The following is a 25,226-nucleotide window of genomic DNA, read 5'->3' as shown; positions in this document are numbered from 1 at the left end:
GTTGACGCGTCACTCTTCGGTGGCGAGCGAGTGCCGGAGGACGAGCAGCGCGCGGGCATCCGCGTCGATCTGCGCAGCCGGGATGCGACCGTCCGCGACGGCCGCGACGACCGCGTCGATCATCGCCCCGGGGTCGGTGCCGGCCCCCTGCACCATCAGGACCATCGTGTTGCCCGCGGCGATCGCGGCGACCGCGTTGGCCCCGGCGTCCTGGTACTTCGGCAGCCCGGTGTCCTGCAGCATCCGCAGGTCGTCGGTGATCGTGATGCCGTGGAAGCCCACCTCGTCGCGCAGGATGCGGTGCCACGTCGCCGAGAGCGAGGCGGGTTCGGCGTCGACCTGGCTGTAGACGAGATGGCCGAACATCACGACCTCGGCGCCCGCGTCGATGCCGGCCCGGAACGACGGGAGGTCGCGCGCCTCCCACTCGGCACGCGACACCGGCGTCGTCGGCACGGTGAGGTGCGAATCCGCATCGGTCTCCCCGTGCCCGGGGAAGTGCTTCAGGGTGCTCAGCACCGCGCCGTGCTCCCCGGCCACGGCACCCGCCACGCGGGCGGAGGCGGCACTCGGGTCGGTGCCGAGCACGCGATCGGAGATGAACGAGTGCGGGTCGGCGGTCACATCGGCGACGACGCCGAAATTGAGGTTCACGCCCGCCTGCCGCAGCAGGGCCGCCCGTGCGGAGAACGCACGCCGGGCCGCATCCGGGTCCTGGCCGCGCAGCCCCTCCCCGCCGGGCTGGCCGTCCCAGGGCAGTCGCGTGACGTCGCCGCCCTCCTCGTCGATGCCGATGAGCGGCGGGAGGGCCGGGTCGGAGGCGCGCATCGTCGCGGTCTGCGCAGCCAACGCCTCCGGTGTCGCGGGGATGTTGTCGCCCATCAGGATCATGCCGCCGAGCCCGTACCGGTCGAGGAACCCGCGGAGAGCGGCGGCATCCGTCCCGGAGGCGTGCAGCATGAAGAGGCTCGCGACCTTCTGCCGCAGGGTCATGTTCGCCAGCCGGGCGTCCGCGTAGGCGGCGACGGGATCGGGCGTCGGCGTCGGCGTGCGTGTGGGCGTCGACGAGTCGGTCGCCGCGCGCGTCGTGGACACGGGTGCGGGGCCCGCCGACGCGCAGCCCGCGAGCCCGACGGAGGCGGCGACGAGAGCGGCGACGGCGCCCAGCACCGTCCACCGCTTCGTCGTCCGCATCCCCCGATGCTAACCGTCACCCCTTGACGGCGCCTCCGAGCCCGGCGCTGCGCAGGAACAGCCCCTGGAAGATCAGGAACAGCACGATCGGGATCAGCGTGGAGATCGCCAGGGCGGCGAGGTACACGTCGAGCTGGATCGCCGCCTGCAATGTGGGCAGGCGCACCGACAGCGGCTGGATGCCCGGATCGCGCAGCACGAGCAGCGGCCAGAGGTAGTCCTTCCAGGCCGCGATGATCGCGAACACCGACACGACGCCGAGGATCGGCTTCGACATCGGGAGCACGATCGACCAGAACAGCCGGAACGGCCCGGCCCCGTCCGTCCGCGCCGCCTCGAACACCTCGCGCGGCAGGTTGTCGAAGAACCGCTTGACGAGCACCACGTTGAAGGCGCTCGCCCCGGCCGGCAGCCAGACGGCCCAGAAGGTGTTGATCAGCGACTGCCCGAGCAGCGGCGGGTTCAGGATGGTGAGGTACAGCGGCACCAGCAACACGACGGACGGCACGAACAGCGTGCAGAGGATCATCCCGTACAGCACCTTGCCGTACTTCGGCCGGAGCACGCTGAGCGCGTAGCCGGCGGTGGTGGCGACCAGCACCTGGGCCGCCCAGGATCCGGCGGCGACCCAGATCGTGTTGACGAACTGCACGTCGATGTGGACCGTCGACCAGGCGGTGGACAGGTTCGCCCAGTCCACTCCGTTGGGGAAGAGCGCCATCGGCGTCTTCAGCGTGTCTGCCGTCGGGGTGATCGCCGACTTGGCGAGCCAGAGCAGCGGGCCGAGGCCCACGACGATCAGCACGATCAGGAGCACCGTGTTGATGACCCGCGAGCTCCAGCGCACCCCGCGCTTGCGGCGGTCGGAGATCGAGAGGATGCCGCGGTCGGCGTCCGCCTGCGGTCGGCGCCGCCGGCGTCGGCGGCGGGGCGGTTCCGGGCTCGCGCCCTCTTCGACGACGGCGGTCACCACGGAGGCGACCTCGGGCGGCAGCTGGGTCGACGTGCTCAATTCTGGCTCCAGGACTTGGTGAGGCGGAAGTACACGAGGGAGAGCACCGCCAGGAAGGCGGCGAGCATCAGGCTCAGCGCCGTCGCGGCGCCGTAGTCGCCCCCGAGCGAGTTCTGGAAGGCGTAGCGGTAGATCAGCAGCAGGATCGTCACCGTCGAGTTGACCGGGCCGCCGCTGGTGAAGAGGAACGGTTCGAGGAACACCTGGGCGGTGCCGATGATCTGCAGGATGAGCGTGATCAGCAGCACGCCGCGCAGCTGCGGGAGCGTGACGTGCCAGATCTTGCGCCAGATGCTCGCGCCGTCCACCTCCGCCGCGTCGTACAGCTCGGGCGCCACACCGGTGATCGCCGCGAGGTAGATGATGATCGTGCCGCCGGCGGCCGCCCAGGTCGCCTCGACGACGAGCGACGGCATCGCCTGCGTCGCATCCTGGATCCAGGGCTGCGGCGGGATGCCCACCCAGCCGAGGATGGTGTTGAACACGCCGGTGGGCCGCGCGTCGTAGAAGAACTTCCAGAGCAGCACGGCCACGACCGGCGGAACCACCACCGGCAGGTAGGCCAGGGCGCTGTAGAGGCCCTTGGCGCGCTTGACCTCGCTCATCAGCACGGCGGCGATCAGCGGGATCGGGTAGCCGAGGATGAGCGCCAGCAGCGCGAACCAGGCGGTGTTGCCCACGGCGGTCCAGAACAGCGGGTCGTTCGCCACCTCGACGAAGTTGTCCCAGCCGACCCACGTGGGCGGCGTCACGAGGTTGGTGTGCTGGAAGCTCATCACGACGCTGCGGACGATGGGCCACCAGGAGAAGACGCCGAAGATCACGAGCATCGGCAGCAGGAAGAGCAGGGAGCTGAGTCCGCCGCCGCGGATCCAGGTCAGGGGCGTGCGTCTCGCCCGGCGGACGGCCGGGCGGGATCGGTCGATCGCGGTCATGCGCGGGTCACTCTCTCGCGTTGTGCGGGCGGCCGGCGGCGCGCGCTGCGCCGCCGGCCTCCCGTCGCTGTCACTTGTCGGCGTCGACGAGCTTCTGGATGTCGGAGTCGACCTTGGTCAGCAGCTGATCGATGTCGGCGTTCTGGTCCGTCAGCACGGCCTGGACGACCGTGTCGAGCGCGCCGTACAGCTCCTGGGTGTGCTTGTTCGGCTCGGGGACCAGGTTCGCGTCGAAGATCTTGTCCGTGAAGGGCGCCACGTTCTCCTGCGGCACGTTGATCTCGTCCTTGATCCACTCCATGTTCTGGTCGTAGGTGGCCTTGTCGAAGACCGGCAGGGTCGGCACGCCGACGGGCTGGCCGGACTTCACCAGCACCTTGGCGTCGGCGACGGCCTGGTCCTGGTTGAGCAGCTTCTGCATGTAGTAGAAGTCGATCCACTTCACTGCGGCGTCCTTCTGCGCCTGCGACGACTTGGGGCTGACGGCAGCGACGTTGCCGCCGGCGAGCACTCCGGCGTCCTTGTTGCTGCTGTCGATCGGCAGCATGGTCAGCCCGTAGTTCTTCGGGTCGACCGCGTTCTGCTGCACGAGCGAGGTGAGCACGTCGGAGCCGGACGGGTACATCGCGATCTGCCCGGCGCCGAACGCCTGGTTAATGCCCGACCAGTCGAGCAGGAAGTTGCTGCCGACCGAGTTGTCCTTCCAGCGCAGGTCCTTCAGCCACTGCAGGGCTTCCTTGGTCACCGGGTTGTTGGTGGTGACCTTCGTCTTGCCGCCGTCGGTGGTCTCCATGCGGCCGCCGCGGGCGTACACGGTGGTGGTCAGCTCCCAGCCGCCGGTGTTGCCCTGCGTCATCTGCATGTAGCCGGCGACGCCGGGCACCTTCTCCGAGATCGTCTTGGCGTCGGCGCGCACCTCGTCCCACGTCGTCGGGGGCTTGTCGGGGTCGAGGCCGGCCTTGGTGAAGATGTCGCGGTTGTACGACAGTCCCATCGCGTACGGGCCGTAGGGGATCCCGTAGATCTTGTCGCCGTCCTTGGCGACCGCGAGCACGTTCTCGTTGAACTTCGACGCGTACGGGAGCTTGTTCACCTCGGCGGTGATGTCCGCGAGCTGGCCCGCCTGGATCAGCGACTGCGAATCGGTGAACGGCACGTTGAAGACGTCCGGGAGGGTCCCGCCCGCGAGCTGCGTGGCGAACGTCGGGCCCGTCCACTGGTACTCCTCCGACTTCACGACGATGTCGGGGTTGGCCTTCTCGAACTCCTTGACGCGGTCGTCGAACGCCTTGAACGCGGCCTTGTCGCTGCCCGGGATGAGGCTGGCGACGGTGATGTGGGTCTTGCCGTCGCTCGAGTCGGAGCCGGCGGACGAGCAGCCCGCCAGGACGCCGGCCCCGGCGAGGGCGACCGCGGCGACGGCCGCGATCGTGCGTGGTGACTTCATTGTCGGTGTTCCTTCCAGTGAGTGGTGAGGGGTTCTCTCAGTGAGTGGTGCTGGTGGTGTGAGTGGTGCTGGTGGTGCTGGGCTCCGGCGGCCGGTGCTGTGTTCGTAGCCACGCCGTGGAGTCGGGAGGCAGCAGGCCCTCGTCGAGAGGGCTGCTGCTGAGCAGGATGGCGTCGTTGTCCGGGAGCGGGACGGACCGCGCCGAGAGGTTGGTGACGCTGACGAAGCGCTCGCCGCGAGCGAAGGCGAGGACGCCGTCCGGTGCGTCGAGCCACGCGAAGGGGCCGTCGCCGAGGCCCGGCTCCGTCCGGCGGAGGCGGAGCGCCTGCCGGTAGAGCCAGAGCATCGAGCCGGGGTCGCTCTGCTGCGCCTCGACGGTCAGGGCGGCCCACCCGGCCGGCTGCGGGAGCCACGGCTCGGCCGCCGATCCGCTCGGGCTGAAGCCGAAGGGGGCGGTCGCGCCGCGCCAGGGCAGGGGCACGCGGCAGCCGTCGCGCCCCGGGTCGACCCCGCCGGACCGGAAGTGCATCGGGTCCTCGAGACGTTCGGCCGGCAGGTCCTCGACCTCCGGCAAGCCGAGCTCGTCGCCCTGGTAGAGGTAGAGCGAACCGGGCAGCGCCGCGGTGAGCAGGGCGGCGGCGCGGGCGCGCCGTCGGCCGAGCTCGAGGTCCGTCGGGGTGCCCCGGCGCTTCTTGACGAAGGCGAAGGACGAGTCCTCGCGGCCATAGCGGGTCACGGGCCGGGTCACGTCGTGGTTCGACAGCACCCAGGTGCTCGGAGCCCCCACCGGCGCGTGTGCTGCGAGGGTCTCGTCGATCGAGGCGCGCAGCTCGGTGGCCTCCCACGGCCGGGCGAGGAAGTCGAAGTTGAAGGCGGTGTGCAGCTCGTCCGGTCGCAGGTACATCGCGAAGCGGTCGATGTCGGGCAGCCAGATCTCCCCCACCAGCACACGCGTGCCGGGGTACGAGTCGGCGATCCCGCGCCACGAGCGGTAGATCTCGTGCAGCTCGTCCCTGTCCTGGTTGGGGTGCTCCCCCGCCGCCGGCGCCTCCGGCACCTCGGGCAGCGCGGGATCCTTGACCAGGAGGGCGGCGGAGTCGATCCGGACCCCGGCCACGCCCCGGTCGAACCAGAACCGCAGGATCTCCTCGTGCTCCCGGCGCACATCGGGATGGTTCCAGTTGAGGTCGGGCTGCTCGGGGCTGAAGAGGTGGAGGTACCACTCGCCGGGCGTGCCGTCGGGATCCGTCGTGCGCGTCCACGTGTCGCCCGAGAAGTTGGAGACCCAGTTGGTCGGCATCAGCTCCCCGGTCTCCCCCCGGCCGGGGCGGAACCAGAAGCGGTCGCGCTCCGGCGACCCGGGGCCGGCGGCGAGGGCAGCCTGGAACCAGGGGTGCTGGTCCGACACGTGGTTCGGGACGACGTCGATGATGGTGCGGATGCCGAGGGCGAGCGCATCGGCGATCAGCGCCTCCGCCTCCGCGAGATCGCCGAACGCCGGGTGGATGCGGCGGTAATCGGCCACGTCGTAGCCGCCGTCGGCGAGGGGCGACACGTACCAGGGCGTGAACCAGAGCGCGTCGACGCCCAGGTCTTTGAGGTAGTCCAGGTGCTGCCGCACGCCCGCCAGGTCTCCCACGCCGTCGCCGTTCCCGTCGGCGAAGCTGCGCGGGTAGATCTGGTAGATGACCGCGCTGCGCCACCAGGAGGCGTCGTCGGCCGCGGGCGCCGATGACGGCGTCTGCGCGGCGGCGACGCCGGCGGCGGCCGCGTCGGCGGTGCGGTGCCCGGCATCGGAGCCGGTCAGCACGGAGAGGTCCACGGTGAGCCCTTCGCATCGGGCGGCCCTCTCGATGGGGCCGCGTCGGTCGCGACGCTGCCCTCGGCATCGTCGCTGCTCACCGAAATGTAGCTAACGCGACAAGATGATGCAAGAACTCAACAATGAGTAATTCGCTTGCGTACTTTTGCAGCGGATTGCACGCTGCGGAGCCGATCAGGCCGGCGCTGTCGACCCTCGGACGACGAGCTCCGGCTCGAAGAAGAGCTCGTCGCGGATCGCCGAGTCGCTCGAGATCTGTCGCAGCAGCAGCTCGATCACCGTGCGCCCCATCGGCTCGATCGGCTGACGGATGGTGGTCAGCGGCGGCTCGGTGCAGTTCATCAGCGCCGAGTCGTCGTAGCCGACGATCGAGACGTCCCGCGGCACCGACAGCCCGGCACGGCGGGCCGCGCGGATGGCCCCCAGCGCCATCGGGTCGCTCGCGCACACGATCGCGCTGACGCCGGCCGCCAGCAGCCGGGCGGCCGCGGCCTGGCCCGCCTCGAGCGAATAGAGGGAGTGCACGACGAGGCCCTCGTCGAGCGGCGTCCCCCACTCCGCCGTCAGCCGGCGCGCCGCGGCGAGCTTGCGCATCGAGGGCACGTGGTCGCGCGGCCCCAGCAGCAGGCCGATGCGCTCGTGCCCCAGCGAACGCAGGTGGCCCAGGGCCTGCGCCGTCGCGACGGAGTCGTCGCACGAGACGGTGGCGAAGTGCAGCTCGTCGACCGGGGCGTTCACCAGCACGGTCGGCAGGTTGAGATCGCGCAGCCGGTCATAGTGCTCGTGCGACGCACCGACCTGCGCGTAGGCGCCGCCGACGAAGACGACACCGGAGACCTGCTGCTGCAGGAGGAGCTCGACCCAGTCCGCCTCGGAGATGCCGCCGGCCGTCTGGGTGCACAGCACGGGCGTGTACCCGTTCTGCGCGAGGGCGCCCCCGATGATCTCGGCGAACGCGGGGAAGATCGGGTTCTGCAGCTCGGGGAGCACCAGGCCGACGAGCCGCGCGCGCTCCCCCCGGAGCTTGGTCGGCCGCTCGTAGCCCAGCACATCGAGGGCGGTGAGGACGGCCTGGCGGGTGGCGTCCGAGACGCCGGGCTTGTCGTTGAGCACGCGGCTCACGGTGGCTTCGCTGACTCCGACCTTGCGCGCGACCTCGGCGAGACGTTTCGACATGCCGAGAGTCTACGCAAGACGTTGCAAATCCGCGCAAGTCTCTTGCAAACGCGCCCGCGGTCTACGATGACGGGCATGGCGAACCGCGTGACCTCCCTGCTGCTCGCCTCGCACCCGGGACCCACTCTCGTCGTCACGGCGGTCGCAGCGGGTCTCGGCCTCGGCCTCGGCTACCCGCCGGGCCGCCTTCTCGTGCTCGCGGTCGCCATCCTGCTCGGCCAGCTGTCGATCGGCTGGTCGAACGACTGGCTGGACGCCGCGCGCGACCGTGCCGTCTCCCGCGCGGACAAGCCGGCCGCCCGCGGCGACATCCCGGTCGTCGCCGTGCGCGCGGCCGCGTTCACCGCCCTCGTGCTGGCGCTGCTCGTCACCCTGCTCCTCGGCCCGGCGGCCCTCGCCGCGCACGCGGTGGCGATCGCGGGCGGATGGGCCTACAACCTCGGCCTCAAGTCGACCGTCTGGTCGTTCGCGCCGTTCGCTGTGAGTTTCGGGCTGCTGCCCGCGATCGCGACGCTGGGGCAGGAGACGCCGGCGCCTCCCGCGCTCTGGGTGCTCGCCGCCGGAGCGCTGCTCGGGGTCGCCGCCCACATCACGAACGTCCTCCCCGATCTCGCCGACGACGCCGAGACCGGCATCCGCGGGCTGCCCCACCGTCTCGGCGCCCGCCGCAGCGGGTTCGCGGCGTTCGCCTGCCTCGCCGTCGCCACCGCCCTCGTCGCCTTCGGCCCGGGATGGCCGGTGCGTCCGGTGCTCCTGATCGGCCTGCTGCTGGGTCTGGCCGCCGTGGTCGTCGGCGTCGTGCTGCTGCTGCGCCGGAGCCCGACCCGCCTCCTGATGCAGCTCATCATGACGTGCGCCCTCATCGACGTCGTCATGCTGGCGCTGGCGGGTCAGTCCGTCGTGACCGCCTGAACCGGCTCGGCGACCGGCTCCTTGTTGCGGATGCCGACGGCCGAGACGATGCCCCCGGCCAGGAGGAGCGCAGCGGTGGCGATCATCGCGCGATGCAACCCGTCCACATCGAGCTGCTGCCCGATGATCAGTCCGGCCATCGCCACCGTGATCAGCCCGGCGATCCTCGACACCGCGTTGTTGGCGGCGGAGGCGATCCCCGCCTCAACCGGGTGGATGGCGCCGAGGATCGCGCTCGTCAGCGGAGCGACGGTCATCGAGAGCCCGACGCCGAAGAGCAGGACGGCCGGCAGCAGCCCGACCCAGTAGCTCACGTGCGCGTCGGCCAGCAGCAGCCAGAGGAACCCGACCGACGCGACCACCGGCCCCACGGCCATGAAGAACCGTGGCCCGTACTTGCCCGCCAGGCCGCCGAAGAACCCCGAGAGCAGGAGCATGCACAGCGTGGAGGGGATGAACACGAACCCGGCTGCGATCGCCGAGAACCCGGCGACCTGCTGGAGGAACAGCGTCACCATCAGCGGACCGAAGGACAGTGCGCCGTAGACGAAGGCCGTCGCGATGTTGCCGACCCAGAAGTTGTGCACCCGGAACAGGGCGAGCGGGAGCATCGGCTGTGCCACGCGGTTCTCGACGACGAAGAACGCCGCGAGCGAGAGCAGGCCGACGACCAGCGGGATCCACACCCGCGGACTCCCCCAGCCGAACGCGCCCTGCTCGATCAGCGCGAAGACCGTGCCGGCCAGGCCGACGGATCCGAAGATCGCCCCCAGCACGTCCACCCGGCCGCCCGTGCCGTGATCGTTCTCCTTGAGGGTGAACATCAGGGCGAGCGTGATCGCGATCGGGATCACGTTGATCACGAACACCCAGCGCCAGGACAGCGTGTCGACGAAGACCCCGCCGATCACCGGTCCCGCGATCATCGCGATGCCGGTCCACGCCGTCCAGCGGCCGATCGCCTTGGCCTGGGCCGCCCCGTCGAACCGGGAGATGATGATGGCCAGGGAGCTCGGCACCAGCAGGGCGCCCGCGACGCCCTGGAGCGCACGCGCAACGACGAGGAAGACCCCCGTCGGCGCGAAGGCGCAGAGCAGTGACGTGATCCCGAACCCGATCAGACCCGCGTACAGCACGCGTTTGCGGCCGAACACGTCCGAGAGCGAGCCGGCGAGCAGGATGAACGAGCCGAGCGTGACCAGGTAGCCGTCGACCACCCATTGCTGCAGCGGCAGTCCGCCGCCCAGCTCCTTGTCGATCGCCGGCAGCGCCACGTTGATCACGGCGCCGTCGAGGAAGGCCACGAAGCTCGCCAGGATGGCGATGATCAGGACTCTCAGCTGAAGGGAGGTCATGCGTTCGGCGGCCATGGACTCATTCAACGGCCCCGGGGCCGCCGGTGCAAGCGTGCGGGAGCGTTACTCGTTGCCCTTGGTGCAGGTCTGCTGCGCGGCGGTCTGGCCGGTGATGGAGGACGGCAGCTCGACGGCGGACGAGGTGGCGTCCGGCGCGGGCGTCGCGGCGGCGTCGGTCGTCGCGCCGGCATCGGCCGTCGGGGCGTCCGAGGAGGTCGTGTCGCCCGGGGTCGGCGTGTTCGTCGCGTTCGGATCCTCCGCCGCGCGCCCCGTCGATCCGGTCAGCTTCACCGCGACATCGTTGACCAGCGCTTCGTTCAGCGCCCGCGCGGCGGACGTCTGCGGCACGACGCGGTTCACGTTGTCGGGGTCGGTGACCGCCGGATACTGCACGAACACCATGTTCTCGAGGCCGGTGTCCTTGACCGCCAACGCGATCTGCACCAGCGTCGTGGGGTTGCTCAGGCTCTCCGACGGCGTGACGTTGTCCACGGCCGCCTTCGCCAGGCCGTAGAGCTGCACCGGGTTGGAGAGCACGCCGCCGCTCACGACCTTGCGGGCGAGGGCGGACAGGAACACCTGCTGGTTCGAGATGCGGCCGAGGTCGCTGCCGTCGCCGACGCCATGACGGCTGCGCAGGAACGAGAGCGCCTCGTCGCCGACGAGCTCGCTGGTCCCGGCCGGCAGGTCGAGCGGCGGGTTCGTGTACTTGTCCACGACCGGCGAGGCGAGGCACACGCTGACGCCGCCGACCGCGGTCGACATCCCGCTCACCCCGGCGAAGTTGATCACGGCCCCGAACGGGATCGTGAGGCCGGTCATCTTCTCGACCGTGAGCACGACGCAGGCCAGGCCGCCACGGGAGAGCGCGGTGTTGAACTGGGCGTAGTCGCTTCCGTCGACCGTCCCGCCGTTCGGCGAGGGACAGTCCGGGATGGCGATCATCAGGTCGCGGGGAAAGCTGACGACCATCATGCTCTTGTGGTCCTGCGCGATGTGCAGCAGCATCGTGACGTCGTTGTTGCCTTCGCCGCTGCTGGCGTCCTGCTCGTCGGAGGACTCGTAGATCCCGCCGAGACCGGAACGGCTGTCGGTGCCGGCGATCAGGACGTTGATGCCGCCCTCCATCGCCGCGACGTCCGGGATCGCCTGCTGCGTGTGTCCCGGAAGCGAGACCAGCTTCACGCCGGTCTTGACCGATCGGGCGACATCCCACACCGCGTACGCCCCAACTCCGCCGACGCTGACCAGGACGACCGCGAGCGTGCCTGCCAGGAGGGCGAAGACGCGGCCCACCGCCCGGCGGCGTTGCAACCGGCCGTGGCGGACGGGGAGCGGGCCTCGGGCTCGCTGGTGCCGTCGCGGCAGGTCCGTCATGCCATGCCTTTCGGGGTCGGGATCACGGGGGATGCGGGAAATACTAGCGATGAATCCTTTCGACCGGCTGCGAGACGCGCCCCGGGCCGTCACGTGCCGACCCCCGATCCGGGGGGTGAGGGGTCAGGCGTGGATGGTGCCCGTCCCCGCGCGCGCAAGCCCGCGTTACCCACGGTGACGCTCGTGACGCCGCGTGACAGCCGCCCTCGACCCGGGCGCGGGCGCTCTGCGAACCTGCCTCGCAACCGTACGAACAGGAGGGTGGTTCCAGACATGAGCGACCAGCTGATCCTCGCCGTCGCGCTCGAAGGAGCGGGATGGCACCCGGCCGCATGGAGGGACGCCGGCATCCCCGCGTCCACCGTGTTCCGGCCGTCCTACTGGGTGGAGCAGGCGCGGCGCGCCGAGGCCGCCGGAGCCGACTTCCTCACCTTCGAGGACGCCCTGAGCGTCGCGACGCCGACACGCACCGACCGGATCCGCGGTCGGCTCGACGCCCTCCAGCTCGCGAACTTCGTCGCCCGGCGCACCGACCGGATCGGCCTGGTGCCGACCACCAGCGTCCTCGAGTCCGAGCCGTTCCACGCGTCCACCCAGCTCGCGACCCTCGACTACACCAGCGAGGGGCGCGCGGGGTGGAAGGTGCAGCTCGGGAGGCCGGGCGAGGGCGCCAACGTCGGGCGCCGCTCCCTGCCCGAGCTCGGGCCCGCCCTGCTCACCGCGCCCGATGGGCCCGAACAGCTCGCCCGCCTGTTCGACGAGGCGGGCGAGTTCGTCGCCGTCGTGCGCCGTCTCTGGGACAGCTGGGAGGACGACGCCGTCATCCGCGACGTCTCGACCGGCCGCTTCCTCGACCGCGACAAGCTGCACCACGTCGACGTCGAGGGCGCCGCAATCCGCATCGCGGGGCCCTCGATCACGCCCCGTCCTCCGCAGGGGCAGCCGGTCGTGACCGTGCTCGCCCACGCCGAGATCCCGTACCGTCTCGCGGCCCGCTCCGCCGACGTGGTCTACGTCACACCCGCCGATGCCGCCGACGCGGCTCGCATCGTGCGGGAGATCCGCGCGATCGAGGCGACCGAGCGGTTCGAGCCCGAGCCGGTGCGCATCCTCGCCGACATCGTGATCGTCCTCGAGCCCGACGCACGAGACGCACGGCGCCGCCTCGCCGAATGGGATGCGCTCGACGGCGAGGCCTTCGTGAGCGACACCCCGGTGCACGCGACGGATCCCGAGTCGCTCGCCGACCTCATCGGAACGTTCGCAGCGGCCGGGATCGAGGGCGTGCGGCTCCGCCCCGCCTCGGCGCACCGCGACCTGCCCGCGATCGGCGACCTGCTCGTCCCCGCCCTGCGCCGCCGCGGCCTCCTGCCCGAGCACCCCCGTGGCGGCACCCTGCGCGACCGCCTCGGTCTCGACCGCCCCCGCAACCGCTTCGCCGCGTGACCCGAGGAGAACCATGACAGCACAGAACAAGCGCCGGCTCCGGCTGGCGGCCGGCGTCCCCGGCGTCAACCATTGGACGGTCTGGAGCGCGCCCGGCGCGGGCAGCCAGATCGATTTCAGCACGTTCGAGCACGTCGCCCGCACGGCCGAGCGCGGCTTCTTCGACTACTTCTTCCTCGCCGAGGGGCTGCGCGTGCGCGAGCACAAGGGCCGCATCCACGAGCTCGACGTCGCGGGACGGCCGGACAACCTCTCGGTGCTCGCCGCCGTCGCCGCCGTGACCGAGCACATCGGACTCGTCGGCACGGCCAGCGCCACCTTCAACGAACCGTACGATCTCGCCCGCAAGCTCGCCTCCCTCGACCATCTCTCCGCCGGGCGGGCGGGATGGAACATCGTGACGTCCTCCGACGCATTCACCGGCGCCAACTTCCGCCGCGGAGGCTACCTGGCGTACGAGGACCGGTACCGGCGTGCGGAGGAGTTCGTCGAGCTCGCGACGCTGCTCTGGGACAGCTGGTCGGCCGACGGGCCGGAGCCGTACCGGTTCTCGGGCGAGTTCTTCGACACCCACGGCTGGTTCCCGGTCGAGCCGGGGCCGCAGGGCCGGCCGGTGCTGGTGCAGGCGGGCGACTCCCCCGCCGGGCGCGATTTCGCCATCCGGACTGCGGACGTGATCTTCAGCCGGCACGGCGAGCCCGCCGACGGGCGTGCCTTCCGCGCCGACGTGCGCTCGCGTGCGCTGGCAGCCGGACGGGACCCCGACAGCATCCTCGTGATCCCCGCGGTGAGCATCGTGCTCGGCGACACCGAGGCCGAGGCCGCGGAGCGCGCCCACGACCTCTCCCTCCAGCAGGTCACCCCGCAGACCGCGATCCATCTGCTCGAGCAGATCTGGGGCACCGACCTGTCGGCCCACGACCCGGAGGGGCCGGTGCCCGCTCCCCCGGCCGAGGCCGGCGAACAGCTCACCCAGGGTCAGGCGCGGCGGGTGGACGACCCGCTCGCCGCCGCCCGGGAGTGGCATGCGCTCGCGCAGGAGCGCGACTGGAGCATCCGGCAGCTCGTCGCCGCGCGGACGACGCGGCACGAGTTCGTCGGCACCCCCGACTCCGTCGCCGCCCAGCTCGACGATGCGGCGCAGACCGGCGCGGCCGACGGCTATGTGCTGTCGGGTGCGGTCGTCCCGCACGGGATCGACGAGTTCGTCGACCGGGTCGTGCCCCTGCTCCAGGAGCGCGGGGTGCTGCGCACGGAGTACGAGCAGTCGACGCTGCGCGGGAACCTCGGCGTGGGCGATCCCTCCGGCAGCACCTCGGCGCGGGTGGAGGCGGCATCGTGACGGCCATCCCGCTCGGCGTCCTCGACCTCGTCCCGGTGTCGAGCGGTTCGGGCCCGCGCGAGGCCGTGGCCGCCTCCCTGGAGCTGGTGCGGCGCGCCGAAGCCGCGGGATACACGCGCTACTGGTTCGCCGAGCACCACTTCAATCCCGGAGTGATCGGGTCGTCCCCCGCCGCGCTCATCGCGCTCGCGGGGGCGGCGACCGAGCGCATCCGGCTCGGCTCCGGCGCCATCCAGCTCGGCCCGCAGAGCACCGAGGCCACCGTCGCCGAAGAGTTCGCCCTGCTCGATGCCGCCTTCCCCGGCCGCATCGATCTCGGGGTGGGGCGTTCCGGGCTCGCCACCGGCGGTCCGAGCGCTCCCGCGACGACGGCGGAATCGGTCACCGCGGGTGGCCTGCTCATCCCGGAGCCCTTCCGGTTCGAGCGGATCTTCGCCGCCCCGAAGTACCGCACGCTCGGCGCGCTCCTGACCCGCGGCGAGGGCGGCGCGGACTTCGCCGATCAGATCGAGACGGTGCTCGCCCTTCTCGGCGACGGCGTCGGCGCCGGCGAGGAGCGGGTCGCCCTCGGCGTGGCCGGAGCGGGGCCCGAGCTGCGGCTGTTCGGCAGCGGGACGCTCACCGCCCGGCTCGCCGGCCGCCTCGGCCTGCCGTTCGCGGCGAACTACCACAGCGCACCGAGCGGAGTGCTCGTCTCGGTCGAGGAGTACCGGCGCAGCTTCCTCCCCTCCCCACGTCTCGCCCGTCCCCATGTCGTCGTCTCCGCCGACGTGGTCGCGGCGGAGACCGCCGAGCGCGCTCAGGAACTCGCGTCCGGGTACGGCGCCTGGGTCCGCAGCATCCGCACCGGAGTCGGTGCCATCCCGTACCCGTCCCCGGCGGAGGCGGCCGCCATCGCGTGGTCGGCCGAGGACGAGCGCCTCGTCAGCGACCGCGTGCGCACCCGCTTCGTCGGGACGGCCGAGGCCGTCGCCGACCGGCTCGAGACGCTGCGGGACGCCACCGGCGCCGACGAGCTCGTGCTGACCACGATCACGCACGACCCGGACGCCCGCGCCGCGAGCCACGAGGCGATCGCCCGGGAGTGGGCCGCTCGTGGCTGAGGTGCGTGCGGCGATCGACGTCCACCGCTCGCCGTCGGCCGTGTTCACCGCGCTGACCGACCCGGCCCGACTGAGCAGATGGCTCGGCGAGCGGGTGCAGTTCGAGTCGCGGGCCGGTGGCCGGGTCGCGTCGACGGACGCGGGCGTGACCACCACGGGCCATGTGCTGGAGGTCGTCCCCGCCCGCCGCCTCCTCATCGCGTGGGATCCGGCGCAACCCGCGTCGGCGGACGCCCCGCCCGCCTTCCCACCGGGCTCGCGGCTGGAGCTGACGCTCGCGCCGGAGGACGGCTCGACGCGTCTCGCGGCCATCCACTGGTATCTCCCGGCGGAGGCGGCTGCGGCCGCACAGCGCGACCTCGACCTCCGGCTGGGTCGCCTGCGCGCCCTCCTGGAGCCCGCGGCGTGAACGCCCGTCGCGATCTCGGCCGTCCGACCGCACCCAGCACCACCTATCTCGACGCGCTGCGCGAGCGAACCGCGCAGCGCGCCCTGCAGGCCCCGCCGCTCGCCTCGCCGCACACGGGCGCGCCCGAGGAGCTGCGCATCGCCGTGAGCGACGCCGTCTCCGCCCGGGAGCCGCGCATCGTCGCCCTCTCGCGCCGCATCTTCGCCGAGCCCGAGGAAGCCTTCGCCGAGCACTGCTCGGCCGCCGCCGTCGCCGACGAGGTCCGCGCCGACGGGCACGACGTCGAGATCGGGCGCTACGGCCTCCCCACCAGCGTGCTCGCCGTCGCCGGCCGCGCGAGCAGCGGCCAAGCCGTCGGCGCCCGCATCGCCATCCTGGCGGAGTACGACGCCCTGCCCGCCATCGGCCACGGCTGCGGCCACAACATCATCGCCGCGGCGGCCGTCGGCGCCTTTCTCGGCCTCGCCGCCGTCGCCGACCGGTTCGACGGGCAGGTCGTCCTGCTGGGGACGCCCGCCGAGGAAGGCAGCAGCGGCAAAGAGCTCCTGGCCCGCGAGGGCGCGTTCGACGGCCTCGACGCGGCGATCATGGCGCACCCGTTCGGCTACGACGCCGCCGATCATCCGTTCATCGGCCGGCGCATCCTGCGCGTCCGCTACCTCGGTGTGCCCGCACACGCCTCCGCCACGCCGTTCATGGGGCGCAACGCCCTCGACGCCGCGACGTTGCACTACCAGGCCGTCGCGCAACTGCGCCAGCACCTTCCGCCGGGCGATCGCGTGCACGGCGTCCTCGCCGGCGGCGACCGCCCGAGCGTCGTCCCGGCCGCCGCAACGCTGGAGTACTACCTCCGCTCCCCCGACGCCGCCACGCTGCGCGAGCTCAGCGAACGCCTCACCGAGATCTCGGAGGGCATCGCGATCGCGACCGGTACCGGCGTGCAGCTCGAGTGGGACCCCCTCCCCTTCACCCTCCCGACCCGGTTCAACCGCCCGCTCAGCGAGCGCTGGGCCGTCAACCAGGCCACTCGCGGCCGTCGCGTGCTGACCCGGGAGGTCGTGCCGTCCGAGCTAGCGGCCTCGACCGATTTCGGCAACGTCAGCGTCCGGATCCCGGGCATCCACCCGGTCATCGCGGTCGCGCCTCCCGAGGTCGCCCTGCATACGGCCGAGTTCGCGTCGTACGCTGGCGGGGAGGCGGGCGACCGGGCCGCGGTGGATGCCGCACACGGCCTCGCGCTCACCGCCCTCGACTTCCTCACCGACCCCGGCCTCCGTGTCGCTGCCGCGGAGGACTTCGCGGCTGCCGGCGGCCCCCTCGACGTCGAAAGGTACTTCGCATGACCATCGCCTCCCGCGCGCACGGCGCCCCGGCCGTCTATGCCCTGCACGAGAACCCCGACTGGTTCGGGCCGTTCCGCCAGGCGTTCGAGGACGAAGGGGTGCCGCTGGTGGAGTGGCTCCTCGTCGACGGGACGCTCGACCTCGACGCGGTGCCGCCCGAGGGCGTCTTCTGGTCGCGCATCAGCGCCTCGTCGCACACCCGCGGCCACGGCCTCTCGAAGGACTACGCGCGCAGTGTGCTCGCCTGGCTGGAGTCGCACGGACGCCGCACGGTCAACGGGCGACGGGTGCTCGAGCTCGAGGTCAGCAAGGTCGACCAGCTCACCGCTCTGAGGGCCGCGGGCATCGACACTCCCCGCACGGTCGCCGTCGTCGGCGTCGATCGCCTGGTGGAGGCCGCGCGCGCCTTCCCGACTCCCTTCCTGACCAAGCACAACCAGGGCGGAAAGGGGCTCGGCGTGCAGCGGTTCGACTCCGCGGACGAGCTGGCCGAGACGATCGGGGCGGGCTTGTTCGAGACCCCGGTCGACGGCATCGTGCTGCTGCAGGAGCTGCTCGTCGCCGCCGAACCCGCCATCACCCGCGTCGAGCTCGTCGACGGCGAGCTCGTCTACGCGATTCGCGCCGATACCGGGCTCGGCGGATTCCAGCTCTGCCCCGCCGACGCCTGCGTGATCGACCCCGAGACCGGCACCGAACTGCCGCAACAGCTGTTCAGCCTGCGGGAGGGCTTCGACCATCCCCTCGTCGGGCAGTACCGCGACTTCGCCCGGCGCACGGGCATCGAGATCGCCGGCATCGAGTTCATCGAGACCGTCGACGGCCGCGCGGTGACGTACGACGTGAACACCAACACGAACTACAACGCCGACGTCGAGGCCGCTGCCCCGTCGTCGGGGCCGCGGCAGATCGCCCGCTTCCTCGGGCGCGAGCTGGCCGCGCTCTACGCCGCGGTCGGCTGAGCCGCCGCGCCCGGCTGAGCCGCCGCGCCCGCCTCGCGCCCGAGAGCGGGCGCGACCAGGGTGAGCACATCGTGGAGCACCTGTTCGTAATCCTCTTCGGCGAACTCGTACGGGAGCTCCAGCCGCAGCTCGTCGACCTCCGCCACCGCCGCATCGGCCAGCAGCGTCTCGACGATCTGCGACGCGGTCCCCACGATGTCCGGTGCGAAGAGGGTCCGGCGCTCGCCGTGCGCGATCCCGACGCGCGCATCCCGTTCGCGCTTGTACTCCCGGTAGCGCTCGGCGGATGCGCGGTCGGCGCCGTCGGTCGGCAGGATCACCCGTCCCAGCGCGACACGGAGGTCGTCGGGCCTCGTCGTGAGGGAGCGGTGGAGGCGGATCAGCTCCACCTGCGCCGTCACGAAGTCGTCGGTCCCCTCCCCGGAGATGACGTTGCCCGTGAGCAGGTGGAGTCCGTGCCCGGCCGCCCAGCGGATGGAACGGGTGCTGCCGCCGCCGTACCAGAGCCGGTCTGCGAGTCCGGGGCTGTGCGGCTGCAGTCGTGGTCGCTGCACGTTGCCGGGCGAGTGGATGACCGTGTCCTCGTCACCGAGGTAGCCGCCCGAGAGGTGGTGCTTCAGCCGCTCGATGCGCCCGTGCCCGAGGTCGTACGACCTCCAGTCGCCGTCGAACACGTGCTCGCCCAGCAGCTCCGCGTGCGGAGGGGTGCCGGCGCTGAGGCCCACTGCGAGCCGGCCGCCCGAGACCACGTCGGCGGTGGCGAGGTCCTCACCCAGCCGCCACGGGCTCTCGTAGCCGATCGGGATGACGGCGGTGCCGAGTTCGATCGTGCTCGTGCGCTGCGATGCGGCGCCGAGCACGACCGCCGCCGACGAGATGCCGTGCTCGAGGTGGCGTTGCCGCACCCAGGCGCCGTCGTAGCCGGCCCGCTCCCCGTACTCGATCAGCCGGAGCGTCTGCTCCAGCCCGCCGGCCGGGTCGTCGTCCTCGTAGTTGCCCGGGGTCAGGAACGAGATGCTGCGGAGGGCTGCCATGCGCGGCCTTTCGGGGTCGTGGCGGCCGGCCAGGCCGGGTCGCCGATGCGGTCGCGGAGCGTCGGGGCGACCTCCGCCTGGAAGAGCTCGAGCGAGTCGGCCCACGCCGTGCGGCCGAGATGGCCGGGATGGCCGGGGATCGAGATGACGCTGTTGCCGAACGCCTCGTGGTAGCGGCCGACCTTGTCGATCACCTCCTGCGGGCTGCCGACCAGTGCCGACGACCGCGCGAGGTAGTCGTCGTAGTCGGCGTAGTCCGTGCGCGTCCCGGGCAGCGAGTGGTCGGTCTTCGCGACCGCGGCGGCGAACTCCTCGTACACCGGCCGGTACGCCGCTCGGGCCTCCTGCGACGTCCGTGCCACGTGGAGGGCGTGGCCCGCGCCCACCGTCGCCTGTGCGGGATCGCGCCCGGTCTCGGCCCACACCGCCCGGTAGTGCCGCACGAGCACGGCGTACTGCTCGATCGGGTTCATGGCGTTCGCCGAGAAGATCGGGTCGCCGTGGCGGGCGGCGAGTTCGACCGACGCCTCCGATGTCGCGGAGCCGTGCCAGATACGGATGCGCTCCTGCAGCGGGCGCGGCTGGATGTCGGCATCCACCAGCGGTGCGGTCCGGATGCTCGGGATCCCGGGCGTCGGCTCCCAGGTCACCGATCGCGACGACCAGAGCTGCCGCAGCAGCAGGTAGTTCTCGCGCAGCGTCTCCCACGCCTGCGTGCGCCCGATGCCGAACAGCTCGGCCTGCTCCGGGCCGTTCCCCTTGCCGATGATCAGCTCGAGCCGGCCGCCCGAGAGGTGGTCGAGGGTCGCGTAGTCCTCGGCGACGCGCACCGGGTCGAGCACCGAGAGCAGGGTGACCCCCGTGAAGAGCCGGATCCGGCTCGTCGCCGCGGCCAGGTATCCGAGCAGCACGGTCGGCGAGCTCGAGAGGAACGGCGCATGATGACGCTCCCCCACGGCGAACCCGTCGAAGCCGAGCTGCTCGAAGAGCACCGCGTTGTCGACGACCTCGCCGAACCGTTCGGCGGCGAGAGGCGGCTCCTCACCCGGATGCCGGGGCGGGTTGGCGATCAGATCCAGTCCGATGAACTTCACGGGGGCCTCCTGCTACCTGGTCTTGTACGCGTCGACCAGCGAGCCCAGGCGCGAGTCGGCGCCCAGCACGATGCCGTGCACGTTCGAGGCGGTGCCGAGCACGGTGGTGAGCTCGACGACCGGGATGTAGTAAGCCAGGTCGATGATGCGCGCGTTCGCCTTCTGAGCGATCTGGGCGCGCTTCGTCTGGTCGGCCGTCGCGAGCTGGTCGGTCAGATCCTGGGCCAGCTCGGGATCGGTGTATCCCTTCGCCGCGTTGCTCGGCAGGGCGGACGAGAACTGCGTGCGGAGCACATCGCCGTCCGCCCGGGACAGGTTGCCGTAGGCGAGGTCGAAGTGCCCGGCGCTCGCCTCCGCGAGGTACTGCGGCACCGTGCCGGTCCAGACCTCGACCTCGATGCCGATCGCCTTCAGCTGCTGCTGGATGAGCTCGATGATCGACTGGTTCGGATTGAAGTTGGCGATGTAGCCGAGCTTCAGCGAGAGCTTCGTGCCGTCCTTCTCGCGGATCCCGTCGCTGCCCTTCTTCCACCCGGCGGCGTCGAGGAGCTTCGCGGACGCCTTCGCGTCGTAGCCGAGCTTCGCGCTCAGATCGACCGCGCCCGGCGTGTTGGCGGCGAGCACGCTCGTCGCGACTGCGAACTCCGGCGTGAGCGCCGACTGCTGGATGAGGTCGCGGTCGAGGGCGGTCAGCAGCGCCTTCCGCACCTGGACGTCAGCGAGGGCGGAACCCTCCTTGATGTAGGTCGAGAGGCCGAACGCGATGCCCGGGTTGGCGCGGATCACCAGCGGGGTCTTCTGCGCCTGCAGGCCCGCGATGTCCTGCGGCAGCACGCCGCCGATCGCGTCGACCTGCTTCGAGCTCAGGCTGCCGGTCCGGACGCCGGCCTCCGGCACGATCGTGAACGTCACGGTGTCGAGGTGGGCGGCGCCGCGGTTGGAGTAGTCCTCGGGCGCCCAGGCATAGCCGTCGCGCTTGGTGAGCACGACCGAGGTGTTCTTCGTGTAGCTCTTCAGCACGAACGGTCCCGTGCCGCTGAGACCCGCGCCGGTCGCCCGGTCGTCGTACGGGATCGCGAGCGACTTCGGCGACAGCAGGCCGAGGGCGACCGACGACGCGGCCTGCGGGAAGGCGCCGTTGGGCTTGGAGAAGGCGACCGTGAAGGTGGAGTCGTCGACGACGGTGGTCCCCGCGTAGTTCGGGAGGGCCGTGATCGCGCTCAGCGCCTTCGTCGCGTTGGCCGCGATGTCGTCGAAGTTGGCCTTGACCACGGCCGCCGTCAACGGAGCACCGTCCGAGAACGTCACGCCCGGGCGGAGCGTGAAGGTGAACTGCGTGGCGTCGGCGTTCGCCTCCCACTTCGTCGCGAGCCACGGCACGAGCGCACCGGTCTTCGGGTCCTGTTCGATGAGCGAGTCGAACAGCTGTCGCTCGACGTACAGCGTGTCGTTGCCACTGCCCGTCGCGGTCGGATTGAGCGTGATCGGGTCGTTGCCGAGAGCGAAGGTGAGCGCGCCGCCGTCGACGGGGGTGCTCGCCGACGACGAGGCGGCCGGGGTCGCGGCTCCCGCGCAGGCCGAGAGCAGCAGGGCTGCGGCCGCCGTGGTGGCGATGCCGGCGGCGAGCCGGCGGAGGGTCGGTGTTCTCATGCTGTTTTCCTGATGCTGGTGCTGGTGCTGGTGGGATGGGGGTCGCGACCCGGGATGGCCTCCAGCAGGTCGCGGGTGTACGGGTGCTGCGGATCGCCGAACACGGCGTCCACCGGCCCGGTCTCGACGACGCGGCCGGCACGGAGCACGGCCACCTCGTCGGAGATCTGTCGCACGACCGCGAGGTCGTGGCTGATGAAGAGGTAGGCGACGCCGTGCTCGGCCTGCAGCTCGGCGAGCAGCTGCAGGATCTGCGCCTGCACGCGCACGTCGAGCGCCGACACCGCCTCGTCGAGGACGATCAGCTCCGGGCGGAGCGCGAGGGCGCGCGCGATCGCCACGCGCTGCCGCTGCCCGCCCGAGAGCTCGGCGGGTCTGCGGTCGAACGCGGCGCCGGGCAGCCCGACCTCGTCCAGCAGCGTCCGGGCCCTCTCGAGCTGCGAGCGGCGGTCGCCGACCCGCAGCGAACGCAGGGGCTCGGCGATCGCGTCCCCGACCGCGAGGCGCGGGTTCAGGGAGGCGTACGGGTTCTGGTAGACGACCTGGATGCGCCGGCGCAGCTGTCGCAGGCGGCCTCCCGACAGCGCCGTGACATCCTGCCTGTCGATCTCGATGCGCCCCTCGGTCGGCTGCTCCAGACGCAGGATCAGCCGGGCGGTCGTCGTCTTGCCCGAGCCCGACTCCCCCACGAGCGCCAGCGTCCGGCCGCGCTCGATCGCCACGCTGACGTCGTCGACGGCGCGCACCCCGCCGAACTCCTTGACCAGCCCGTCGGCGCGCAGGAGCACGTCTGCCCGGTCCCGCGACTCCCCCGCGCCGGCGTGCCGTCCCCGGGCCCGGGTGAGGAACGTCCCGCCCGTCGTGTTGAGGCTCGGAGCCGCTGCGATCAGCGAGCGCGTGTACGGGTGCTGCGGGGTTCCGAGAACGCTCGCGGGCGTGCCCTGCTCCACCAGCTCTCCGTCCGACAGCACGAGGATCCGGTCCGCCCGCTCGGCGGCGATCCCGAGGTCGTGGGTGATCAGGAGCGTCGATGCACCCGCCTCGTCCGTGAGCGCATCCAGCTGGTCCAGGATGCGCCGCTGCACCGTGACGTCGAGAGCACTCGTCGGCTCGTCCGCGATCACCAGCGCCGGGCGTGCGGCCAGGGCGATCGCGATGAGGACGCGCTGCCGCTGGCCGCCGGACAGCTGGTGCGGGTACTGCCGGGCGCGCAGCTCGGGCCGGTCGATGCCCGCGCGTTCCAGCGCCTCGATCGCGTCGAGCTGCGCCGTACGCCGGTCGGCCAGGCGGTGGATGGTCAGCACCTCGGCCACCTGCTGCCCGATCGTCGTGACGGGGTTGAGCGAGACCGTCGGGTCCTGGGGCACGTAGCCGATGCGCCGGCCGAGCAGGGAGCGGAAGGCCCCTCCCCGCAGAGCGCCGAGGTCCTGCCCCTCGAACCGGATCGTGCCGCCGACCGCCGCGTTCGGCGCCAGCAGCCGCACGATCGCCGCGGCGGTCGTCGACTTGCCCGATCCCGACTCGCCCACCACGGCGACACGCTCACCGGCCGCGACCGTGAAGCCGATGCCGCGCACGGCCTCCACCACGCCGCCGCGAGTGCGGTAGCCGACCCGCAGGTCCTCCAGGCTCAACAGCTCCGCCCCGGTCATCGTGCGCCTCCCGCCGTGCCGACGCGCGAGAGGCCGCGCGAGATCCGGTTGCCGGCGAGCACCGTCAGAGCGATCACCAGGCCCGGGATGGTCGTCATCCACCACGCCGTCGCCAGGAAGTCGCGGCCGTTCGCCACGAGGGCACCCCACTCGGGCGTGGGCGGCTGGGCGCCGTAGCCGAGGAAGCTCAGGGCCGAGATCGCGAGGATGGCGCTGGAGAAGTCGAGCGCCACCAGCGCGAGCAGCGGCGAGACGGAGTTCGGCAGCACGTGCCGCAGGAGCAGCCGCGTTCGCCCGGCGCCGCCGGCGACCGCGGCCTCGACGTACACGCTCGAGCGCACGCGCAGCACTTCGGACCGCAGTACCCGCGCGTTGGAGGCGACCGAGGTGACGCCGACGGCGATCGCGACGTTGACCGTCCCGAAGCCGAGGGCCACCACGAACGCCAGCGAGAGGAGGAGCCCCGGGATGGCAAGCAGGACGTCGGTGAACCGCATCAGCACCGCATCCACCCAGCCGCCGCGGTAACCGGCGATCAACCCGATGACCGTGCCCGCGAGCAGTCCGACGACCACGGCGATCGCCGCCGCGCCGAGCGACAGCCCGGCCCCGTGCACGACGCGCGAGAAGAGGTCGCGGCCGATCGCGTCCGTGCCGAAGAGGTGTGAGAAGGACGGAGCCTGCCGCACAGGTCCGGTCGTCGCCAGCGGGTCCACCGCGGTGAAGAGCGTCGGCGCCACGGCGGCGACCAGCAGCAGCAGGATCCACACGCCCGATACGACCAGGCCGGGGCGCGCGATGATGTCGCGGACCGCGGAGCGGCGGCGGGCGATGCGCCGCGAGCGTGCCGCCGTTGGCGCGCCGGCCGGCGGGGTCGCAGGGGGTGCGGGCGTGGTCGCCGTCCCACGGTCGAGGGAGAGCGTCTCGGTCATGATGCGGTCACCGCCGGGATGCGGACGCGAGACCGTGCCGTTACGATCTGCGGGTCGAGCAGCGGATAGACGAGGTCGACGATCAGGTTCACGATCACGAACACCAGCGCCCCGAAGACGACCACGCCCTGCACGACCGGGATGTCCTGCGCCGCCACCGCGTCGGCCGTCGTCCGTCCGAGGCCGGTGCGGCCGAAGACGGTCTCGGTCACCACGGATCCGGCCAGCAGGTTGCCGACCACCAGTCCCGCGATCGTCAGGGCGGGCAGCACCGCATTGCGGAAGGCGTGCCCGAGCTGCACTCGCGAGACCGACGCGCCCTTGGCGCGGGCCGTGTCGGCATACGGCTGCGCCAGCTCGCGATCGAGCCCCTGCGCGAGCAGCTGGGCGATCAGCGCGCTCGTCGGGATCGCCAGCGTGATCGCGGGGAGCACCGCGCTCCCCGGGCCGTTCCCCGTGGCGGGGAACAGCGCCAGCTGGAACGAGAAGAACTGGATCAGGAGCAGCCCGAGCCAGAACGACGGGATCGCGACGCCGAGCGGCGGCAGGCTCAGGAGCAGCCCCCGCAGCCGGCGGGCCCGGGTGCGCGTCGCCGCCAGGGCGATGCCGGTTCCGAGCAGCAGCGCGAAGACGAATCCGAGCCCTGCGATCTGGGCGGTCGCGGGGAGGCTCTCGGCGATGAGGGAGGACACCGGGCGTCCCGAGACGAACGAGCGGCCGAAGTCGCCGGTCACGGCGTGTGCCGCGGAGGTCAGCAGGCGCACCAGCACCGGCTGGTCGAGCCCCCACTCCGTGCGGATCGCGGCGACCTGCTCCGCCGTGAGGTCGCTGGACTGACCGCCGGTGACGCTGGCGAGCGCGTCGCCGGGCAGCGCCCAGAGCACGAGGTAGCTGGCCGCGTAGGCGACGGCGAGCACCAGGGCCGCCTGTGCGAGACGGCGCAGGATGTACCTGCCCATGTCGGCTCCTTTCGCTGGGAGGTGATGGAGCCATTCCCGCAGGACGGCGCGGATCCGGCCCCATCCGATT

At 71.9% G+C, this 25,226-nt stretch carries 21 protein-coding genes; 7 read left to right on the top strand and 14 right to left on the bottom strand.

What is annotated here, in order from left to right; translation table 11 throughout:
* Positions 1-9: 9 nt before the first annotated feature.
* The 6 genes from ACFVU2_RS08730 to ACFVU2_RS08705 all read right to left on the bottom strand — a co-directional run bounded on the left by ACFVU2_RS08730 (position 10) and on the right by ACFVU2_RS08705 (position 7,586).
* Positions 10-1,194, bottom strand: coding sequence for a glycoside hydrolase family 3 N-terminal domain-containing protein (locus tag ACFVU2_RS08730; RefSeq protein WP_387873025.1), 1,185 nt, complete (start codon positions 1,192-1,194; stop codon positions 10-12).
* A 16-nt stretch (positions 1,195-1,210) separates the two neighbouring features.
* The gene (locus ACFVU2_RS08725; protein ID WP_387873024.1) at positions 1,211-2,206 is read right to left on the bottom strand and encodes a carbohydrate ABC transporter permease; all 996 of its coding nucleotides are present in this window, start codon (positions 2,204-2,206) and stop codon (positions 1,211-1,213) included.
* Entirely contained in the window at positions 2,203-3,141 is a 939-nt protein-coding gene (locus ACFVU2_RS08720; RefSeq protein ID WP_387873023.1) for a carbohydrate ABC transporter permease, read from the bottom strand. Before ACFVU2_RS08720 ends, ACFVU2_RS08725 begins: the two co-directional genes overlap by 4 nt.
* A 70-nt stretch (positions 3,142-3,211) precedes the next feature.
* Positions 3,212-4,588, bottom strand: a complete 1,377-nt coding sequence (locus ACFVU2_RS08715) for an extracellular solute-binding protein (protein WP_387873021.1) — start codon at positions 4,586-4,588, stop codon at positions 3,212-3,214.
* Positions 4,589-4,625: 37 nt separating this feature from the next.
* Positions 4,626-6,275, bottom strand: a complete 1,650-nt coding sequence (locus ACFVU2_RS08710) for a glycoside hydrolase family 13 protein (RefSeq protein WP_387874400.1) — start codon at positions 6,273-6,275, stop codon at positions 4,626-4,628.
* Positions 6,276-6,584: 309 nt separating this feature from the next.
* The gene (locus ACFVU2_RS08705; RefSeq protein ID WP_387873019.1) at positions 6,585-7,586 is read right to left on the bottom strand and encodes a LacI family DNA-binding transcriptional regulator; all 1,002 of its coding nucleotides are present in this window, start codon (positions 7,584-7,586) and stop codon (positions 6,585-6,587) included.
* 75 nt (positions 7,587-7,661) lie between these two features.
* On the opposite strand from ACFVU2_RS08705, the gene ACFVU2_RS08700 reads away from it, so the two are divergent.
* Positions 7,662-8,498, top strand: coding sequence for a UbiA family prenyltransferase (locus ACFVU2_RS08700; RefSeq protein ID WP_387873017.1), 837 nt, complete (start codon positions 7,662-7,664; stop codon positions 8,496-8,498).
* Here the strand turns inward: ACFVU2_RS08700 and ACFVU2_RS08695 are convergent.
* On the bottom strand, positions 8,477-9,868 hold the full coding sequence (locus ACFVU2_RS08695; protein ID WP_387873016.1) for an MFS transporter: 1,392 nt from the start codon (positions 9,866-9,868) through the stop codon (positions 8,477-8,479). The genes ACFVU2_RS08700 and ACFVU2_RS08695 overlap by 22 nt on opposite strands.
* A gap of 48 nt (positions 9,869-9,916) precedes the next feature.
* Positions 9,917-11,230 (bottom strand): LCP family protein, encoded by a 1,314-nt coding sequence (locus ACFVU2_RS08690; RefSeq protein ID WP_387873014.1) that lies wholly within the window; start codon positions 11,228-11,230, stop codon positions 9,917-9,919.
* Between the two features lie 273 nt (positions 11,231-11,503).
* On the opposite strand from ACFVU2_RS08690, the gene ACFVU2_RS08685 reads away from it, so the two are divergent.
* The 6 genes from ACFVU2_RS08685 to ACFVU2_RS08660 are packed head-to-tail and all read left to right on the top strand — an operon-like array spanning position 11,504 to position 17,835.
* Positions 11,504-12,676 carry an LLM class flavin-dependent oxidoreductase gene (locus ACFVU2_RS08685; protein WP_387873012.1) on the top strand — a complete coding sequence of 391 codons (1,173 nt, stop codon included), beginning with the start codon at positions 11,504-11,506 and terminating at the stop codon, positions 12,674-12,676.
* A gap of 13 nt (positions 12,677-12,689) precedes the next feature.
* Entirely contained in the window at positions 12,690-14,018 is a 1,329-nt protein-coding gene (locus ACFVU2_RS08680) for an NtaA/DmoA family FMN-dependent monooxygenase (RefSeq protein ID WP_387873010.1), read from the top strand.
* On the top strand, positions 14,015-15,121 hold the full coding sequence (locus tag ACFVU2_RS08675; RefSeq protein ID WP_387873008.1) for an LLM class flavin-dependent oxidoreductase: 1,107 nt from the start codon (positions 14,015-14,017) through the stop codon (positions 15,119-15,121). The genes ACFVU2_RS08680 and ACFVU2_RS08675 overlap by 4 nt, the downstream gene beginning before the upstream one ends.
* Positions 15,114-15,530 carry an SRPBCC domain-containing protein gene (locus tag ACFVU2_RS08670; protein ID WP_387873006.1) on the top strand — a complete coding sequence of 139 codons (417 nt, stop codon included), beginning with the start codon at positions 15,114-15,116 and terminating at the stop codon, positions 15,528-15,530. The genes ACFVU2_RS08675 and ACFVU2_RS08670 overlap by 8 nt, the downstream gene beginning before the upstream one ends.
* Positions 15,527-16,873 (top strand): amidohydrolase, encoded by a 1,347-nt coding sequence (locus ACFVU2_RS08665; RefSeq protein WP_387873004.1) that lies wholly within the window; start codon positions 15,527-15,529, stop codon positions 16,871-16,873. The genes ACFVU2_RS08670 and ACFVU2_RS08665 overlap by 4 nt, the downstream gene beginning before the upstream one ends.
* Positions 16,870-17,835: a RimK family alpha-L-glutamate ligase gene (locus ACFVU2_RS08660; RefSeq protein ID WP_387873003.1), complete on the top strand. Its 966-nt coding sequence runs from the start codon at positions 16,870-16,872 to the stop codon at positions 17,833-17,835. Before ACFVU2_RS08665 ends, ACFVU2_RS08660 begins: the two co-directional genes overlap by 4 nt.
* Here ACFVU2_RS08660 and ACFVU2_RS08655 read toward each other — a convergent pair.
* From ACFVU2_RS08655 to ACFVU2_RS08630, 6 genes are read right to left on the bottom strand one after another with little or no spacing between them, the layout of a single operon-like run.
* Positions 17,817-18,869, bottom strand: coding sequence for an LLM class flavin-dependent oxidoreductase (locus ACFVU2_RS08655; RefSeq protein WP_387873001.1), 1,053 nt, complete (start codon positions 18,867-18,869; stop codon positions 17,817-17,819). The two genes, ACFVU2_RS08660 and ACFVU2_RS08655, sit on opposite strands and share 19 nt — an antisense overlap.
* Positions 18,839-19,963, bottom strand: a complete 1,125-nt coding sequence (locus ACFVU2_RS08650; RefSeq protein WP_387872999.1) for an LLM class flavin-dependent oxidoreductase — start codon at positions 19,961-19,963, stop codon at positions 18,839-18,841. The genes ACFVU2_RS08655 and ACFVU2_RS08650 overlap by 31 nt, the downstream gene beginning before the upstream one ends.
* A gap of 12 nt (positions 19,964-19,975) precedes the next feature.
* Entirely contained in the window at positions 19,976-21,613 is a 1,638-nt protein-coding gene (locus ACFVU2_RS08645; RefSeq protein ID WP_387872997.1) for an ABC transporter substrate-binding protein, read from the bottom strand.
* Positions 21,610-23,265 (bottom strand): dipeptide ABC transporter ATP-binding protein, encoded by a 1,656-nt coding sequence (locus ACFVU2_RS08640; RefSeq protein ID WP_387872995.1) that lies wholly within the window; start codon positions 23,263-23,265, stop codon positions 21,610-21,612. The genes ACFVU2_RS08645 and ACFVU2_RS08640 overlap by 4 nt, the downstream gene beginning before the upstream one ends.
* A complete protein-coding gene (locus tag ACFVU2_RS08635; RefSeq protein WP_387872993.1) occupies positions 23,262-24,197 on the bottom strand; it encodes an ABC transporter permease in 936 nt (311 codons plus the stop codon). Before ACFVU2_RS08635 ends, ACFVU2_RS08640 begins: the two co-directional genes overlap by 4 nt.
* Entirely contained in the window at positions 24,194-25,156 is a 963-nt protein-coding gene (locus ACFVU2_RS08630) for an ABC transporter permease (RefSeq protein ID WP_387872992.1), read from the bottom strand. Before ACFVU2_RS08630 ends, ACFVU2_RS08635 begins: the two co-directional genes overlap by 4 nt.
* Positions 25,157-25,226: the final 70 nt, after the last annotated feature.

This window comes from Leifsonia sp. NPDC058194, assembly GCF_042883605.1.
In the GTDB taxonomy this organism is placed as follows: Bacteria; Actinomycetota; Actinomycetes; order Actinomycetales; family Microbacteriaceae; genus Leifsonia.
The sequence above is the reverse complement of the archived record's forward strand: the minus strand, read 5'-3'. Positions and strand labels throughout refer to the sequence as shown.